Genomic DNA, 14,632 nt, shown 5'->3' with positions numbered 1-14,632 from the left:
CCGTGAGATTCACGCCCAACGTTCGCCTCCCCGCCCTCCGCTTCTCGCCCTGGCTCTTCACCGTGTTCTTCGCGCTGGAGCCGTTCATCGCCTTCGCCCAGCGCGCCAAGCGCGGAGGCGGGGGCGCCGTGGATTCCTCCGTGCCCGTCGAGTCGGTGAGCCCCGACTCCTTCGCCTCGCGGCCGCTGGTGCTGATGCTGGCGCTGGCCGCGCTGTCGCTCGTCCCCTTCGTGCTGATGATGGTGACGAGCTTCGTGAAGATCTCGGTGGTGCTCTCCATCGTGCGCTCGGCGCTCGGCACCCAGCAGATTCCGCCCACCCAGGTCATCACCGGCCTGGCCATCATCCTCACCGTCTACATCATGGCCCCGGTGGGCCAGGCCATGTACCGGGCCTCGGAGGTGGACATCCTCTCCAAGGGGCCGGGCCTGCTGTCCTCGGAGACGGTGGGCAACCTGCTGGAGGCGGCCAACAAGTCCAAGGAGCCGTTGCGCGCCTTCCTCATCAAGAAGATCACCCCCAAGGACCGGTCGCTCTTCTTCAACCTGGCCAAGAAGATGCGGGCCTCCGAGGAGGACCGGAAGGGACTGAGCGATCAGGACTTCATGGTCATCGTGCCGGCCTTCGTGGTGTCCGAACTGAAGGAAGCCTTCCAGATCGGCTTCCTGCTCTTCGTGCCCTTCATCGTCATCGACATGGTGGTGGCCAACATCCTGCTGGCGCTGGGCATGCACATGCTCTCGCCCACCACCATCTCCATGCCCTTCAAGCTGCTCCTCTTCGTGCTCGTCGACGGCTGGTACCTCATCGCCAAGGGCCTGGTCATCGGCTACCTGTGAGACGCACATGCACCAGCTGAACTCCATCCTCCAGCAGGCGCTCTACCTCGTGCTCGTGGTCTCGGCCCCGCCGGTCCTGATGAGCCTGGTGGTGGGCTTCATCATCGCCGTCTTCCAGGCCACCACGCAGATCCAGGAGCAGACGCTCTCGTTCGCGCCCAAGGTCATCATCGTCTTCGGCGTGCTGGCGCTCACCGGCCCGTGGATTGGCGACCAGCTGGTGCGCTTCACCTTCCACGTCTTCGACCAGTTCCCGGCCTTGATCGCCAGATGAACGTCTCCGAAGTCCTCGCCAGGATGACGGAGCAGGCCAACCTCTCGCTCGTCATCTTCACCATGGGCCTGCTCCTGTGCCGGGTCATGCCGGTGCTGGTGCTCTCGCCATTCCTCGGCGGCGAGGTGGTGCCTCCCGAGGTCAAGATGGGCGTGGGCGTGATGATCGCCGCCGTGCTCTTCCCCGCGGTGAGCCCGCGCATGGGCGCCATCCCCACCAGCGCGCTGCCCTACATCGGGCTGATGCTCAAGGAGATCTTCATCGGCGTGGCGTTGTCCTCCATCGTGAACGTGGTGTTCGAGGCCGCCCGCGTGGCCGGCAACATCGTCGACACCATGTCCGGCAGCAACAACGCCCAGCTCTACGTGCCGCAGCTCGGCCAGCAGGTGTCCATCTTCGCCAGTCTCAAGGTCCAGCTGGCGGTGGTGTTGTTCCTCACGCTCAACGGCCACCACCTGGTCATCGAGGCGCTCGCCGACAGCCTCGTCGTCGTGCCCCTGGACCGCTTCCCGCGCTTCAGCTCGGGCGAGTGGGCCTTCTTCGAGCTGTTCATTCGTTCCTTCGCGGACCTGTTGAAGATCTCCCTCGCGCTCGCGGCGCCGCCCACCCTGGCCGCCTTCCTCACGGACATGGCGCTGGGTGCCGTCAACCGCGTGGCGCCCCAGGTCCAGGTGTTCTTCATCTCCATGGCCATCAAGCCGCTGGTGGGCGTCGTCATCGTCTTCATGTCGCTCGGCCTCATCATGGGCCGCATGCAGACGGAGTTCGCCGCCATGTTGGCCATGCTTCGCGACGCGGTGCGCCTGCTCGGTTGATTCAGGGTCCTCGCCATGTCCGACGAGAAGACAGAAGAACCCACACAAAAGAAGCTCGACGACTCACGCAAGAAGGGTCAGGTCTGGAAGAGCAAGGACCTGACGGCCGTGTTCGGCTTCGTGGTGGGGCTGGGCGTGGTCAAGTCCACCTGGTCCAACGTGGAGGAGCAGGTCACCGAGCTGTTCCGGTACAGCTTCGATCACATCGCCCACCCGGACGATCTGCAGAAGGCCACCTTCCAGCTCATGCTGATGGGGCTCAACACGGTGCTCATGCTCACCGTGCCCATCGTGGGCGCCGTGGCTGTCGTGGGCGGCCTGCTGGAGTTCCTCCAGGTGGGCTCGCTGTTCACGATGGATCCGTTGATGCCCAAGCTGGAGAAGCTCAATCCGCTCGAGGGCTTCAAGAACCTCTTCTCCAAGAAGCAGATCGTCGAGCTGCTCAAGAACCTGATCAAGATCTCCATCGCCGCCTACGTCACCTACGGCGTGGTGCGCGACGCCATGCCCCTGGTGGTGGAGACGGTGCGCCGGGACGTGCCCACCATCCTCGCGGTCATGGGCGAGCTGGTGTACCGCGTCGCCGTGCGCGTGGGCATGGTCTTCTTCCTCTTCGCCATCTTCGACGTCTGGTGGCAGCGCAAGTCCTACATGAAGGACATGATGATGTCGAAGGACGACGTGAAGAAGGAATACAAGGAGAGCGAGGGCGATCCGCACCAGAAGGCCAAGCGCAAGGAGATGGCGCACGAGATTCTGGAAGGGGCGCAGATGGAGGCCGTGAAGGACGCGGACGTCATCGTCACCAATCCGGACCACGTGGCGGTCGCGCTCAAGTACGACAAGGACAAGGACGCCGCGCCGCGCGTGCTGGTCAAGGGCCTGGACTTCAAGGCCGAGCGCATCAAGGCCCTGGCTCGCGAGGTGGACGTCCCCACGCTGCGCAACGTGCCCCTGGCGCACGCCCTGCTGCGCGTGGAGGTGGGCGAGCCCATCCCCGAGGAGCTGTATGACGCGGTCGCCGAGGTGCTCAACTTCGTCTACGGCCTGAAGAACAACACCCCGGCGGCGCGGGCCTGAGGCAGGCCCCGACCCTGACGCGAGGTTCCCATGAGTGATGATGTCGAGATGGCGATCGCGCTCAAGTACGACAAGGAGAAGGATCCCGCGCCGCGCGTGGTGGCCAAGGGGCTGCGCCTCAAGGCGGAGAAGATCCGGGAGCTCGCCCGGCAGTACAAGATCCCCATCCTGAAGAACGTGCCCCTGGCCAACGCGCTCTACCGTGTCGACGTGGGCCACGAGGTTCCCGAGGAGCTCTACGACGCCGTCGCGGAGGTCCTCAACTTCATCTACGAGCTCCAGCGCGAACAGCAGTCAGGCGGCAAACGCTGAGAGTAGGGTAGACTCTGATATTCCACCTGGAGTGAGGTTCGGACCCGACCATGGCCAAAATCAACAACCAGCCTCCGAGAGCACCCGTCTGGCCCTGGGGGGGACCCCGCGCCGTCCGCGAGAAGCTGGTCGACCCGTCCCAGTTCGACCGCAAGAAGCGCAAGGCCGGCAACCCGAAGAGCCCGGCGCTCGCCTCGGCGGCGCTGCTGGACTTCATCGGCCCGGCGCACTCCTCCGAGGAGATCCGCCTGCCCGAGCCGCCGCACCCCAAGGGGCATGACGCGGACCTGGAGGGCATGTCGGACCGGCCGTACCTGGGCAGCGTGGCCGGGCGCGGGGACAGCGAGCAGCGGCAGATGCTCGAGCGGAGCCTGGGGCGCATCAATGCGCCGCCGGAGCGGATGGAGCGCCTCAAGGGCCTGCTGCAGCGCGAGTCGCAGATGCTGGCGCTCGTGGGCCAGGTCCACTCGGAGATTCAGGAGATCCAGCGCCGCATGCGCGAGGAGCAGCAGGACGAGGGGTACTAGCACCATGGCCGCATCGGACAGCAACAACCCTCAGCAGGACGAGGCCCGGCTCACCGCGCTGGTGCAGCGCTGGGCGGAAGGCAAGGCGACGCTGCGCGAGGTGCGCGGCTACTCGGACGAGGAGCTGTACGCCATCGCCAAGACGGCCTACTTCTTCTACTACCAGGGCCGGATCGCCGAGGCGCGCACGCTCTTCCAGGGCCTCTACGCCATCAACCCCGCGGATGCCTACTTCGCCAAGGCGCTCGGCGTGGTGGAGATGGCCGCCGGCAACGCGCAGGGCGCACTGGCCGCCTACGACGTGGCCCTCAAGCTGGACGCTCGCGATGCGCAGGCCTACGTGGGCCGCGCCGAGGTCCGGCTGACCATGGGGCAGAAGGCGCAGGCCGTGGAGGATCTGCGCCGCGCCGCCTCCCTGGCTCCGGAGGAGGACCCCGTGGCTCGCAAGGCGAACGCGATGATCGACGCGCTCTCGCGCCGGTGAGCTCGTTCCCCGCGCGGCGTCTCGTATTTCGAGAGTTTACGGCTCTTTCTGGACACGCGGAGTTTTTGTAGTGTCTGCAGCACCTACCTGGAGGAATCCTTCATGTCGACGTCCAATCCCAAAGTGAACGTGCCCGCGGAGATGCCCCCCGAGGCGCCTGCCGAACTGCTCGCCAAGCGCGACAAGCTCGTGGCCGACCTGGAGGCCGCCGCGAAGTCGGCCACGGGTACCCAGCAGCAGGTGATGCGGAAGATGGCGACGCTGCTGGGCAGCACCAAGCAGGGCGCGCCCTTCGACCCCCAGCTCTTCCAGGACGTCAAGGACGCCTTCCAGCGCTATGCGCAGGATCCGGAGGCCTCGGCCAAGCCGCAGCCCGCCATCCTGATGCAGTCCGTGGAGTGGATGCAGAACTACCTCTCGTCGCGCGGCTTCGCCGTACAGGGTGCGCCGGCCAGCGCTCCGGCGGCGACCGCGGCTCCCGCGCCGGCGCGGGGTGGCAAGGACAGCTTCGAGTCGGGTGCCTCCCAGAAGGCCCGCGCGATCACCGGTGACGTGCCTCCGCCGCCGGCCGGCCAGCCGGCTCCTCCCGCGGACAAGCAGCAGCAGGACCTCGAGTCCTTCAAGACGTGGATGAAGAACCCGGGTCTGGGGAAGGTGAAGGGCTAGTTCGAAGGCCGGGCGGTGTGCCCTGTCCTGGGGCACACCGGCCCGAGAAGTGCCCGTCGCGCGGACCGGCCCGCTGGAGGGTTGCCCGCAAAAACGACGAAGCCGGACTCGCGGTGGCGGGGCCACGCGAATCCGGCTCGGAGCACAGCGGCCAGAAGCCGCCAGCAGTTAGCGCATGTTGTTGATGACGCTCATCGCGATCTCGTTCAGCTTCTTCAGCGTGTTCGAGACGAACGCGACGGTCTCCTGCTGCTGCTGGAGCTTGAGCTGAGCCTCCATGCGGGTGCGGTCAGCGCCCTCGAGGCCGGCCAGCAGGTCCTGGTTGATGCCCTGCTTGAAGGTGGCGGTGGAGGCGTTGCGGATGGCGTTCAGGGAGTCGTTGGTGATGCCCATGGTGGTATCTCCGAAGGAGGAAAGCGGTTTGGAAGTGGGGTGCGAAGCTGCTTACACCAGGATTATCGGTGGAGGCCGCCGGGAGTTTCCTCCTCATTTTCCGGCCCATTTCGAGCCCTATTGGGGATCGGAAAATCCTTCAGGGGACGCAACTCGCGACCGATTGCGGCGATAATGCCCTACAGAGTTCCAAATTACGGAGGAAGCATTCCATGTCGACCATCTCGAACGTTGGCAGCTCCCAGGTTCAGGCCACCCAGACGCAGAAGCTCTCCCCCAGCGAGGCGAAGGCCGCCTGGGAAGGCGTGCTGAACAGCGCCGTCTCCTCTGAGCAGAAGATCAAGGCCAAGTCGAGCCTGGCCTACCTCGGTGACTCCCGCATCAACCGCTACAAGGAGAAGGTATCGGCGGACATGGAGAAGTTCGTTCGCGAGAACCCGAACGCCACGGCGGAGGAGATCCAGGACGCCGCCAACAAGAGCGTCTCCAAGCACAGGGGCTACGAGACGACCATGAAGATGGCGAACGACTACTTCATGAGCAAGATCATGGCCCGCGGCAAGGAGCTGTCTCAGGACATGTGGGGGTGATCTCCGGATCTCCCATCCATGAGCAGCGACATGGTCGCCCGGTCGGTTCTTCCGCTCCAGAGAGAGCGTGAGGGCGCGGGCGGCCATCATTTTTTCAGCACGTGGAAGTCCCGCGACACCGCGCATCCGAAGGGGCTCTTCCGCGGGGACAAGGGTGATACGGGTTCTGCTAGACTCCGGCCGCCTCTGGAGGGAATCGTCCATGTCGACGTCCAAGCCTCGAGTGACTGAAGCGCACCCCGAGGCGCCGCCTGAATTGCTCGCCAGGAGGGACCCATTGATCGCGGGCCTGGAGAAGGCCGCGAAGAGCGCCAGTCCCACGGGCACCCTGCATCAGGTGTTGCGCAAGATGGTGGTCCTGGTGAGCAGCACCCGGCAGGGCGCGGGGATCGAGCCCCAGGTCTTCCAGGACGTTCAAGAAGCCTTCCTCCGTTTTTCGGAGGACACTTCCGCCGCGGTGCCCGCCATCCTCACGGAAGCCCTGGAGTGGACGCAGGCCTTCTTCGTGGCGCGGGGCTTCGCCAGGCCGGGGGATGAGTCCGAAGCGGCTTCGCCACCTGCTCCCGCGAGTGCCGCCGCGCCACGGGCCGCCGCGAAGACCGCCGCCAAGAAGGACAGTTTCGAGACCAGCTCCACCCAGCGGGCCCGGTCCCTCACGGGCGAGGTGCCCGTGCCAGCCGCTCCCGCCCAGCCCGCCGCCCCGGAGAAGCAGCAGCAGCAGGACCTCGAGTCGTTCAAGACGTGGATGAAGAACCCTGCGCTGGGGAAGTTGAAGGGGTAGCTCACGCACCGGGTGAGGTCGCTGGCCAGGTCCGCCCGGTGGTGAGGGCTGCTCTCCAGAAATGACGAAGCCGGACTCGCGGTGGCAGGGCCATGCGAATCCGGCTCGGGGCACAGCGGCGAGGAGCCGCCAGCAGTTAGCGCATGTTGTTGATGACGCTCATCGCGATCTCGTTCAGCTTCTTCAGCGTGTTCGAGACGAACGCGACGGTCTCCTGCTGCTGCTGGAGCTTGAGCTGGGCCTCCATGCGGGTACGGTCCGCGCCCTCGAGGCCGGCCAGCAGGTCCTGGTTGATGCCCTGCTTGAAGGTGGCGGTGGAGGCGTTGCGGATGGCGTTGAGGGAATCGTTGGTGACGCCCATGGTGGTATCTCCAGGGAGGGGGGTGGAGTGGCGCAGCTTACACCTGAATTATCGGGAAGTGACCCCAGGAGTTTCCTCCTCTTTTTCATCGGATTTCGGGTTCATCCGGCTCTTGGTGGTCGAGGCGCTCGCGGGTTAGGCTCCGGGGCACGCACTCCGGGCTCCGCGCCTGCATGAGGGATCCGCGCAGATGACGACTGAACCCAAGGCTATGGCTTCGACCGAGGCTCCACGTCCGCTGTCGGGACCCGAGATTCTTGAAAGGGCCATGCAGGGGTTCCAGGCCTACGAGCAGGGGCTCTACGACGAGGCCCGCGCCATCTTCGAGGACCTGGCGGCGCGCGATGCCTCCGAGGGCTATTACCGCACGGCGCTCGGGGCCATCTGCCTGGCCGTGGACGAGCTGGACACCGCGCTCGCGTACTTCAACGAGGCCCTGGCGCTCAACCCCGAGGACTGCGCCGCGCTCGTCAACCGCGGGGAAGTCAACCTCCGTCTGGGCAACATCCTGCAAGCGGCCCGTGACTTCTCCCGGGTCGTGGAGCTGGACCCCGAGAACAAGGATCCACTGACCGAGCGTGCGCGCATCCTGGCCGCGGCGGCCCTTCAGAGCGCCGAGGAAGCCCAGCGCGACGCCGGTGGGGACTCGGCGAAGGGCTGAGCGCCGCTACCTGAAGGGGGGGGCTGGCGGAGGCTTGGGAAAGTAAGCGGGTCTCGCTAGGATTGCGGGCTGAATGTCAGCCCAGAGCAACAGCTTCCTGTCCAAATACTCCGACATCGTCCTGGCCTGCGTGGTGGTGGCGATCATCGGGATGATGATCGTCCCGCTGCCCACGCTGCTGCTGGACGTGCTGCTCACCCTGAACATCAGCATCTCCGTGGTGCTGTTGCTCATCTCCCTGTACGTCCCCCAGGCGCTGCGGCTGTCGGTGTTCCCGACGCTGCTGCTCATCACCACGATGTACCGGCTGGCGCTCACCATCTCCACGACGCGCCTCATCCTGCTCACGGGTGATCCGGGCGAGGTCGTCGAGGCCTTCGGCCACTTCGTGGTTCAGGGCAACTTCGTCGTCGGTCTGGTCATCTTCGTCATCCTCGTCATCGTCAACTTCATCGTCATCTCCAAGGGCAGCGAGCGCGTGGCGGAAGTGGCCGCGCGCTTCACCCTGGACGCCATGCCCGGCAAGCAGATGTCCATCGACGCGGACATGCGCGCGGGCTCCATCGACCAGGAGGAGGGCAAGCGCAAGCGCCGCGACCTGGAGCGCGAGAGCCAGCTCTTCGGCGCCATGGACGGCGCGATGAAGTTCGTCAAGGGCGACGCCATCGCCAGCATCATCATCACCGTCATCAACATCGTCGGCGGCCTCGTCATCGGCGTGATGCAGAAGGGCATGGACGTGGCGAGCGCGGCGCAGAAGTACACGCTGCTCACCATCGGTGACGGCCTGGTGGGAATGATCCCCGCCATCCTCATCTCCACCTGCGCCGGTATCATCGTGACGCGCGTGGGCGGCGACGAGGAGGGCAACCACCTCGGCAAGGACATTGGCGACCAGCTCACCGCCTATCCGAAGGCCATCGCCATCGCCGCGGGCATGCTCTTCGTGCTCGGCCTCATCCCCGGTCTGCCCAAGATTCCCTTCTTCCTGCTCGGCGGTGGAGCTGGCTACGGCGCCTGGGTGATGCTGAAGAAGGACAAGGCGGGCGCGGGGGGCGAGGAGGGTGGACTCGCCGGGGAGACGCCCCCGGGCGAGACGCCGGCCGCCACCGAGCCGCAGCCCAAGGAGCCCATCAACCCGGACTCCGAGCTCTTCATCCCCGTAGTCACGCCCATCGTGCTGGAGGTCTCCGACGCCCTGGTGCCCTACGTGGACTCGCGCCAGGACAGCGGCAAGTTCCTCTTCGAGCTCATCCCGTTCATGCGCGACGGCCTCTTCGTGGAGCTGGGCGTGCGCTTCCCCGGCGTGCGCGCGCGTGGCAACCCGAACCTGCCTCCCGGCTCGTACCAGGTCCAGATCAACGAGATTCCCGTGGTGACGGGCCAGGCCACCATCGGCCACGTGCTCGTCAACGACACGGTGGAGCGCCTGAAGCTGATGAACATCCAGGGCTTCGAGGCGATCAATCCCGCCACCCGCCAGCCGGCCGCGTGGGTGCCCGAGCAGTACAAGGACACGCTCGAGGCCGCGGGCCTCACCACCTGGGATGTGCCCGGCTACATCATCCTCCATCTGGCGGCCGTTCTGCGCCGCCAGGCTCGCGAGTTCATCGGCGTCCAGGAGACGCAGTCGATGCTCGACCAGCTGGAGAAGGCCTTCCCCGCCATCGTCAAGGAAGTCATCCCCAAGGTCATCAACGTCCTCAAGCTCACGGATATCCTCGGGCGCCTGGCGGAGGAGGAGATCTCCATCCGAGACATGCGCGGCATCCTCCAGGCTCTGGCCGAGTACGGCCAGGTCGAGGCCGACAACGTGATGCTCACCGAGCACGTGCGCTCCAGCCTGCGGCGCTACGTGTCCCACAAGTTCGCGCGAGGCACTGGCACCCTGGTCGTCTACCTGTTGGATCCGCAGATTGAGGAGGCCATCCGCGGCTCCATCAAGCGCACCTCGGCGGGCACCCACCTGGCGCTGGAGCCGGACATCGCCCAGGAGATCGTCCAGGCGGTCAAGACCGAGTGCGGCCACCTGCCGCCCAGCGCGCAGCGCCCCGTCATCCTCACCGCGATGGACATCCGGCGCTACGTGCGCAAGCTGCTCGAGTTCGAGTTCAACCCGCCGTTCTCCGTCGTCAGCTTCCAGGAGCTGTCGCCGGACCTCAACATCCAGCCGGTGGCCCGCATCTCCATCCGCTAGGCCACCCGGGGACGCGGGTCCGATGGTGGCATCGGACCCGCCGAGGCCTCAGCCTCAGACGGCGAACAGGGCGATCAGCACGGCCAGGGCCATCAGGCCGATGACGCCCAGCACCACCAGCGGGATGTAGCGCTTCACGTCCTTCTCGGACGCTTCATCCGCGGGCTCTTCATGGCGCACGGGCCTCGAGGGTGGAGCGCGCACGGGCTCCTCCGCGGGCGGCTCCTCTTGCGCGGCCGGCTGCTCTTCCGGCTGAGCCGCGGCGGGCTCCTCGGCGGCGGCTTCCGGCTCCGGGGCCTCGGCTTGGGCGGCCTCCGGCTCCGAGGGCTTCTCGGTGGCGGCAGCCGCCCGCTTCGTCGAGCCCGTGCGCTCGCGTGCGGCCGGGAGCGAGTTCGTGGCGCTGGCCTCCTCCTTCGCGGACGAGACCGCGGCCACTTCCGCGGCGAGCACCTCGGCCTGCTCCTCGGGGGCCTCGGACGGGCAGACGTAGACGAAGCGGACTCCGCCCACCTCCAGCTCATCGCCGTCCCGGAGCATCTTGCGCGACACGCGCTTGCGGTTGACCTTGATGCCGTTGCGGCTGCCCAGGTCCTCCACGTGCGTGCCGGACCAGTCGCGCCGCACCTTCACGTGCCGGCGGGAGATGAGGTCGTCCTGGAAGATCATGTCCGCCGACTCGTCCCGGCCGATGACGAATTCCTGGGCGTCGTTGATCTCCAGGCGCTCGCCCTCGCGCGGGCCGTTCATCACCCGGAGGTAGCGCTCCTCGCCGCCGGACAGGCCCCGCATCACGTCCTTCACCATGTTGCGGGCGACGAAGGACGTCTTCTGGGAGTCCACGTCGTGCGGCAGGTCCGCCACCTTGTCGAAGCGGATGTCGAACTGGGCGATGGCGATGACGTCACCATTGCGCAGCAGCCGCTTCTCTCCCTTGGGCAGCGCCTTGCCATTCACCTGGGTGCCGTAGGCACTGCCCAGGTCCTCCAGGAAGAAGAGGTTGCCCTCCTGGGTGATGCGGGCGTGGTTGCGCGACACCGCCTGCTGCGCCAGCACCACCTGGCAGCCCTTGTCGCGGCCCAGGGTGATGGTGGCTTCGTCCAGGACGTGCTCGGTGGCGCCGCCACCTGCCTCACTGCTCTGCTTGACCGTAAGCCTGACGCTCATCGCGATGGCGGAACTCGAGACCGGGAACGGGCGCTAGTACGACTGCGCGCTGAGGAACTTCTCGCATGTTTCCGTCTCGGTGGGGAACTCTTCCACCGAGCCGTACTTGAGGAAGTTCTTGCAGGCGACCTCGGCCCCCTGGCGCTTCTGGGCGTCCGAGTAGATCTGGAACAGGCCGTAGTGGCAGGGGGCGTACTTGTTGTCCAGCTTGAGGCAGTCCTTGTAGGTGCGCTCCTCCTCGGACAGCAGCCCCTGGTCCTTGTACTTGCGCGCCAGCACGAAGAGGGCCGACGGGGTGTTCTCCGCCTTCTGCGTGTCGCGGAACTCCTTGAGGCCCGAGCTGGTGAGGGCCGCCTTGCGCTGGGAGATGCTCAGGTTGTTGATGCACTGCGGGTGGTCCGCCTTGATGGCCAGACAGCTGCCAAAGGCCTGCCGGGCTTCCTCGAAGCGGCTGAGCTCCATCAAGATCGCGCCCAGGTTGTTCCACCACTCGGGGTTCAAGCCGGGGGCGATCTGGACGCACTTCTGCATCTCCTCCACGGCCCCTTCCTTGTCGTCCAGGCGGTACTTGACGATGCCGAGGTCGTGGTGGACCTGGGCGTTGTTGGGGTCGATCGCCAGCAGGGTGAGGAACTCCTTCTCCGCCTTGTCCAGCTTCTCCATGTTGAGGTAGGTGAGCCCCAGGTTGTACCGGGCCTCGACGTAGTCCGGATTCACCTTGAGCGCGCGCTGGAGGTTGTCGTGCGCCTTCCCGAGCGCGCCCTCGTCCAGGTACAGCCTGCCGAGGTTCATGTAGGCGGAGGCCTGCTCCTGGTTGAAGCGGATGGCCTTGATGAAGAACTCCTTCGCCTTGGTCTTGTTCCCCGAGTACATGGCGATGAGGCCCTTGTTGGACCACAGGTCCGAGTACTGGGGAGCGAATTCCAGACCCAGGTCGCAGTACACCTCGGCCTGCTTGAGGTCCCCCTTGCTGATCTCCTGGGTGCACAGCTCGTTGTTGACCAGGGCCCGGTCGGACGGGGGCGGCGTGTTGACGCAGCTGGTGGCCAGGAGCAGGGGAAGGGCGAGCGCGGAACGGAGGGAAGGCATGATCGGCGGGAGTGTAGGAGATGCCCCCCTCCAGGATCAACGCCCCAGGCGCGGGGGAACCCTTGCGGTTTCGGTGGTTTAGCCGACGCGCCCGGGGCGGTAGAGTCCGGCGCCATGCGCTCGTTCTTCTCCGCTCTTGGTCTCCTGGCGGCCCTCGTCATGGCCGCTCCTGCTCACGCCCAGTTCGCCAACCACAGCCTGGGCCTGTCGGCGGGCTACATGAACTTCAACAACACGGCGAGCCTCGACAGCACCGTGTTCATCGGCTTCGACGCCAGCCTCTACATCGAGAATGGCTTCGAGGTCGTCTCGCTGACGAAGATCGCCTTTCCGGAGGACCCCATCACCGGGCATCGGGTGGTGGGCCTGGCCCCGTCGCTGGGCATCCGCTACCTCTTCATGGAGGAGAACATCCGCCCCTATATCGGCGCGGACCTGAGCTACCTGCACGTCTTCAAGGATCAGGGGGAGCAGAACTTCGTGGGCCTGGGGCCCAACGCGGGCATCGAGTTCTTCGTGTCGGACTCCGTCAGCCTGGGCGCGCGGGCGCAGTTCAACGCCTACCTGTCGCTGTCGGAGCGGGTGCAGACCTCGCTCATCCTGTCCGCGGGCACGGCCGTCTATTTCTAGGGTCATCGCCCGCCGTTTCAAGCGCCCTTCGGCGGGCGTGCCCGACGGACCTGCTCGCCGGGCACTTCGGGCAGATGATCAGGTCCGAGGCTGCTGAGGCTCGGCCACCTGCCGCAGGTCCTGCGCGAGCTGCTGGAGCGCCCGTCCCATGGCGCGCTCCGTAGGTGTCAGGAGCGCCTCCGTCGCGGCGAAGGCACCGCCCCACACCGCCGCGGCCGTGCTCCCTTCCTCGATCTCCGAGTACGTCTTGTCCAGCCAGGGCGCTCCAGCGCCGTTGCGTGCGACCGCCCGGAGCTGGAAGGAGATCCAGAATCCCTCTCGTTCCGGCATCTGGCGGAGCTCGGTGACCGTGGGCTCGAGACGGAGCTCGGCGTCGCTGGCTTCCTCGGCGGTCGATACGACCCGGACGTCCTGGAAGGTCGCCTTCGCCACCCGCTCGAGCGCGGGGATGAGCCCCTCGCCCGTTTCACACACCCAGGTATTGGCAGCGCCCAGCGTGCCGAAGGAGCCGTAGACGTCCGTCCGCGTCCGAAGCGCTTCGGGGATGACGAGCGCGACCTTCATGGTCCGAGGCGCGGCCGCCGGGAGGTCCACCTTGACCGTTGGCGTCAGGTGCCGGGTGCATCCCACGGAAAGGATCACGGCGAAGAGGGAGAGAACTCGCAAAGATACACGTGTGACCTGCATTGGTTTGTCTCCATGCTGCGGGGTCGTCTCCACCTCTAGCATGCGAGTGATTACACCCCCTGAGGCTGGCGTCATCCGGAGATGCCCGGCCGGCCCACGGTGTTTGATGGCCAACCCTGGCTTCACTCCATGTCTGTCATGTAAGGCCTTGGGGTGAAGTCTGTCATTGGCCTGCTCAGGCCACCGCGCGCGCCCCGGCGAGGGACCGTGCGCCGGGAGGGGGAATGAGGGCCGCGGCCACCAGGAGCGTCCACTTCTCGTCCGAGAGGTGGGTTGGTTTCTCCATGGCCAGCAGCTCCTGCAGCTTCGTGCCGAGCGCGGAGAAGAGGCGCAACCGGGCCTCCATCCGCAGCTCCTCGCGCCGCAGCGCCGCGGAGAGCACCAGTTCCCGCGTCTCGGCGCTCAGCCGCTTCACCCGCGCGACGAAGAGGGGATCCGCCAGCAGCCCCTCGCCGGCCGCGTTCCCGATGGCCGAGGGGGCCTTGAGGCGGCGCTCACGCACCACGATGGTGCCCGCCAGCATGTCCCCCAGCCGCTGGTGCGAGCCGGACAGCAGAGCCGTCACCCCTCCCACCAGGTAGAGGAAGGGCAGGCGATCCACCGGCCTCGCCAGGTTGCGCAGCGCCGCATGGTAGAAGCCGATGCGCACCCCGCTCTGCTGGATGACGCGCAGGCCCATCACCCGCTTGCCCACCGTCTGCCCGCTCCAGGCCGACTCCAGCGCGATGCCGTAGCCCCAGTCCACCAGGAAGTAGACGACGAAGCTCAGGGCGTTGCCAAAGCCGGGAAAGGCCAGCATCACCATGCTGAGTCCCATGAGGACCGCACTCGTGCCCATCATCACGAGCACCGTGTCCAGCAGCCACGCCAGGAAGCGCGAGTAGATGCCCGCCAGCGTGAAGCGGAACTCCACGTACTCGGGCGTGAGCACAGTGTGGGTTCCATCCAGGAGGGTGTCGGGCGTGTCCGTCACGCTCCCCAGTCTAGGCCAGAGTGGGGTGCTCCCGCCCAGCGCGATGTCTCTTCATCCACCCGGTGCACCGTTCATCCTCCCGGTGCGCCGTGCGTGCCACTGACGCACT

At 66.4% G+C, this 14,632-nt stretch carries 19 protein-coding genes; 13 read left to right on the top strand and 6 right to left on the bottom strand.

All coding sequences use genetic code 11. The annotated features are described in order from the left end of the window. Positions 1–2 precede the first annotated feature (2 nt). The 8 genes from sctR (at position 3) to DAT35_RS28095 (ending at position 4,997) form a co-directional block, all read left to right on the top strand. Positions 3–839 carry a type III secretion system export apparatus subunit SctR gene (gene sctR / locus DAT35_RS28130; protein WP_108070624.1) on the top strand — a complete coding sequence of 279 codons (837 nt, stop codon included), beginning with the start codon at positions 3–5 and terminating at the stop codon, positions 837–839. A 7-nt stretch (positions 840–846) separates the two neighbouring features. Beyond that, complete coding sequence (gene fliQ, locus DAT35_RS28125) at positions 847–1,113, top strand: flagellar biosynthesis protein FliQ (RefSeq protein WP_108070622.1); 267 nt, start codon at positions 847–849, stop codon at positions 1,111–1,113. Then, entirely contained in the window at positions 1,110–1,928 is an 819-nt protein-coding gene (locus DAT35_RS28120) for a flagellar biosynthetic protein FliR (protein WP_108070620.1), read from the top strand. The genes fliQ and DAT35_RS28120 overlap by 4 nt, the downstream gene beginning before the upstream one ends. Positions 1,929–1,943: 15 nt before the next feature. Continuing rightward, positions 1,944–3,008: a type III secretion system export apparatus subunit SctU gene (gene sctU / locus DAT35_RS28115; protein WP_108070618.1), complete on the top strand. Its 1,065-nt coding sequence runs from the start codon at positions 1,944–1,946 to the stop codon at positions 3,006–3,008. A 30-nt stretch (positions 3,009–3,038) separates the two neighbouring features. Continuing rightward, entirely contained in the window at positions 3,039–3,320 is a 282-nt protein-coding gene (locus DAT35_RS28110; protein ID WP_108070616.1) for an EscU/YscU/HrcU family type III secretion system export apparatus switch protein, read from the top strand. Between the two features lie 50 nt (positions 3,321–3,370). Further along, entirely contained in the window at positions 3,371–3,847 is a 477-nt protein-coding gene (locus tag DAT35_RS28105; RefSeq protein WP_108070614.1) for a hypothetical protein, read from the top strand. 4 nt (positions 3,848–3,851) lie between these two features. Further along, complete coding sequence (locus DAT35_RS28100) at positions 3,852–4,331, top strand: SycD/LcrH family type III secretion system chaperone (RefSeq protein ID WP_108070613.1); 480 nt, start codon at positions 3,852–3,854, stop codon at positions 4,329–4,331. 102 nt (positions 4,332–4,433) lie between these two features. Further along, positions 4,434–4,997 (top strand): hypothetical protein, encoded by a 564-nt coding sequence (locus DAT35_RS28095; protein ID WP_108070611.1) that lies wholly within the window; start codon positions 4,434–4,436, stop codon positions 4,995–4,997. 168 nt (positions 4,998–5,165) lie between these two features. Here DAT35_RS28095 and DAT35_RS28090 read toward each other — a convergent pair whose 3' ends face one another. Continuing rightward, positions 5,166–5,390 carry a hypothetical protein gene (locus DAT35_RS28090; protein WP_108070610.1) on the bottom strand — a complete coding sequence of 75 codons (225 nt, stop codon included), beginning with the start codon at positions 5,388–5,390 and terminating at the stop codon, positions 5,166–5,168. A 212-nt stretch (positions 5,391–5,602) separates the two neighbouring features. Between DAT35_RS28090 and DAT35_RS28085 the strand changes: the two genes are divergently transcribed. Continuing rightward, positions 5,603–5,980 (top strand): hypothetical protein, encoded by a 378-nt coding sequence (locus DAT35_RS28085; protein ID WP_108070608.1) that lies wholly within the window; start codon positions 5,603–5,605, stop codon positions 5,978–5,980. Positions 5,981–6,182: 202 nt separating this feature from the next. Next, on the top strand, positions 6,183–6,761 hold the full coding sequence (locus tag DAT35_RS28080) for a hypothetical protein (protein ID WP_108070606.1): 579 nt from the start codon (positions 6,183–6,185) through the stop codon (positions 6,759–6,761). A 136-nt stretch (positions 6,762–6,897) separates the two neighbouring features. Here DAT35_RS28080 and DAT35_RS28075 read toward each other — a convergent pair whose 3' ends face one another. Then, positions 6,898–7,122, bottom strand: coding sequence for a hypothetical protein (locus DAT35_RS28075; RefSeq protein WP_108070604.1), 225 nt, complete (start codon positions 7,120–7,122; stop codon positions 6,898–6,900). Between the two features lie 268 nt (positions 7,123–7,390). On the opposite strand from DAT35_RS28075, the gene DAT35_RS28070 reads away from it, so the two are divergent. Further along, positions 7,391–7,783 (top strand): tetratricopeptide repeat protein, encoded by a 393-nt coding sequence (locus DAT35_RS28070; RefSeq protein WP_369946111.1) that lies wholly within the window; start codon positions 7,391–7,393, stop codon positions 7,781–7,783. A gap of 73 nt (positions 7,784–7,856) precedes the next feature. After that, positions 7,857–9,980 (top strand): type III secretion system export apparatus subunit SctV, encoded by a 2,124-nt coding sequence (gene sctV / locus DAT35_RS28065; protein ID WP_108070599.1) that lies wholly within the window; start codon positions 7,857–7,859, stop codon positions 9,978–9,980. Between the two features lie 54 nt (positions 9,981–10,034). On the opposite strand, the gene DAT35_RS28060 is transcribed toward sctV, so the two are convergent. Together DAT35_RS28060 and DAT35_RS28055 are read right to left on the bottom strand one after the other, a co-directional pair. After that, complete coding sequence (locus DAT35_RS28060; RefSeq protein WP_108070597.1) at positions 10,035–11,144, bottom strand: FHA domain-containing protein; 1,110 nt, start codon at positions 11,142–11,144, stop codon at positions 10,035–10,037. A 33-nt stretch (positions 11,145–11,177) separates the two neighbouring features. Continuing rightward, on the bottom strand, positions 11,178–12,233 hold the full coding sequence (locus DAT35_RS28055; protein ID WP_199243018.1) for a tetratricopeptide repeat protein: 1,056 nt from the start codon (positions 12,231–12,233) through the stop codon (positions 11,178–11,180). Between the two features lie 114 nt (positions 12,234–12,347). On the opposite strand from DAT35_RS28055, the gene DAT35_RS28050 reads away from it, so the two are divergent. Further along, entirely contained in the window at positions 12,348–12,863 is a 516-nt protein-coding gene (locus DAT35_RS28050) for an outer membrane beta-barrel protein (protein WP_108070595.1), read from the top strand. 78 nt (positions 12,864–12,941) lie between these two features. Here the strand turns inward: DAT35_RS28050 and DAT35_RS28045 are convergent, their stop codons facing one another. Further along, positions 12,942–13,427: a hypothetical protein gene (locus tag DAT35_RS28045; protein ID WP_158501906.1), complete on the bottom strand. Its 486-nt coding sequence runs from the start codon at positions 13,425–13,427 to the stop codon at positions 12,942–12,944. 298 nt (positions 13,428–13,725) lie between these two features. Beyond that, positions 13,726–14,523 (bottom strand): RDD family protein, encoded by a 798-nt coding sequence (locus DAT35_RS28040; RefSeq protein ID WP_108070591.1) that lies wholly within the window; start codon positions 14,521–14,523, stop codon positions 13,726–13,728. Between the last annotated feature and the right edge of the window lie 109 nt (positions 14,524–14,632).

The sequence above is a fragment of the Vitiosangium sp. GDMCC 1.1324 genome (assembly GCF_003044305.1).
GTDB lineage: Bacteria > Myxococcota > Myxococcia > Myxococcales > Myxococcaceae > Archangium.
This window is presented reverse-complemented; position numbering and strand designations above follow the sequence as displayed.

Coding starts and splice junctions, on each gene's coding strand:
- sctU (WP_108070618.1), top strand. CDS start 1,944: ATGTCCGACGAGAAGACAGAAGAACCCACACAAAAGAAGCTCGACGAC.
- DAT35_RS28075 (WP_108070604.1), bottom strand. CDS start 7,122: ATGGGCGTCACCAACGATTCCCTCAACGCCATCCGCAACGCCTCCACC.
- DAT35_RS28050 (WP_108070595.1), top strand. CDS start 12,348: ATGCGCTCGTTCTTCTCCGCTCTTGGTCTCCTGGCGGCCCTCGTCATG.
- DAT35_RS28105 (WP_108070614.1), top strand. CDS start 3,371: ATGGCCAAAATCAACAACCAGCCTCCGAGAGCACCCGTCTGGCCCTGG.
- DAT35_RS28090 (WP_108070610.1), bottom strand. CDS start 5,390: ATGGGCATCACCAACGACTCCCTGAACGCCATCCGCAACGCCTCCACC.
- DAT35_RS28085 (WP_108070608.1), top strand. CDS start 5,603: ATGTCGACCATCTCGAACGTTGGCAGCTCCCAGGTTCAGGCCACCCAG.
- DAT35_RS28070 (WP_369946111.1), top strand. CDS start 7,391: ATGCAGGGGTTCCAGGCCTACGAGCAGGGGCTCTACGACGAGGCCCGC.
- DAT35_RS28100 (WP_108070613.1), top strand. CDS start 3,852: ATGGCCGCATCGGACAGCAACAACCCTCAGCAGGACGAGGCCCGGCTC.
- DAT35_RS28045 (WP_158501906.1), bottom strand. CDS start 13,427: ATGAAGGTCGCGCTCGTCATCCCCGAAGCGCTTCGGACGCGGACGGAC.
- DAT35_RS28060 (WP_108070597.1), bottom strand. CDS start 11,144: ATGAGCGTCAGGCTTACGGTCAAGCAGAGCAGTGAGGCAGGTGGCGGC.
- DAT35_RS28120 (WP_108070620.1), top strand. CDS start 1,110: ATGAACGTCTCCGAAGTCCTCGCCAGGATGACGGAGCAGGCCAACCTC.
- DAT35_RS28080 (WP_108070606.1), top strand. CDS start 6,183: ATGTCGACGTCCAAGCCTCGAGTGACTGAAGCGCACCCCGAGGCGCCG.
- fliQ (WP_108070622.1), top strand. CDS start 847: ATGCACCAGCTGAACTCCATCCTCCAGCAGGCGCTCTACCTCGTGCTC.
- DAT35_RS28055 (WP_199243018.1), bottom strand. CDS start 12,233: ATGCCTTCCCTCCGTTCCGCGCTCGCCCTTCCCCTGCTCCTGGCCACC.
- DAT35_RS28095 (WP_108070611.1), top strand. CDS start 4,434: ATGTCGACGTCCAATCCCAAAGTGAACGTGCCCGCGGAGATGCCCCCC.
- sctV (WP_108070599.1), top strand. CDS start 7,857: ATGTCAGCCCAGAGCAACAGCTTCCTGTCCAAATACTCCGACATCGTC.
- DAT35_RS28110 (WP_108070616.1), top strand. CDS start 3,039: ATGAGTGATGATGTCGAGATGGCGATCGCGCTCAAGTACGACAAGGAG.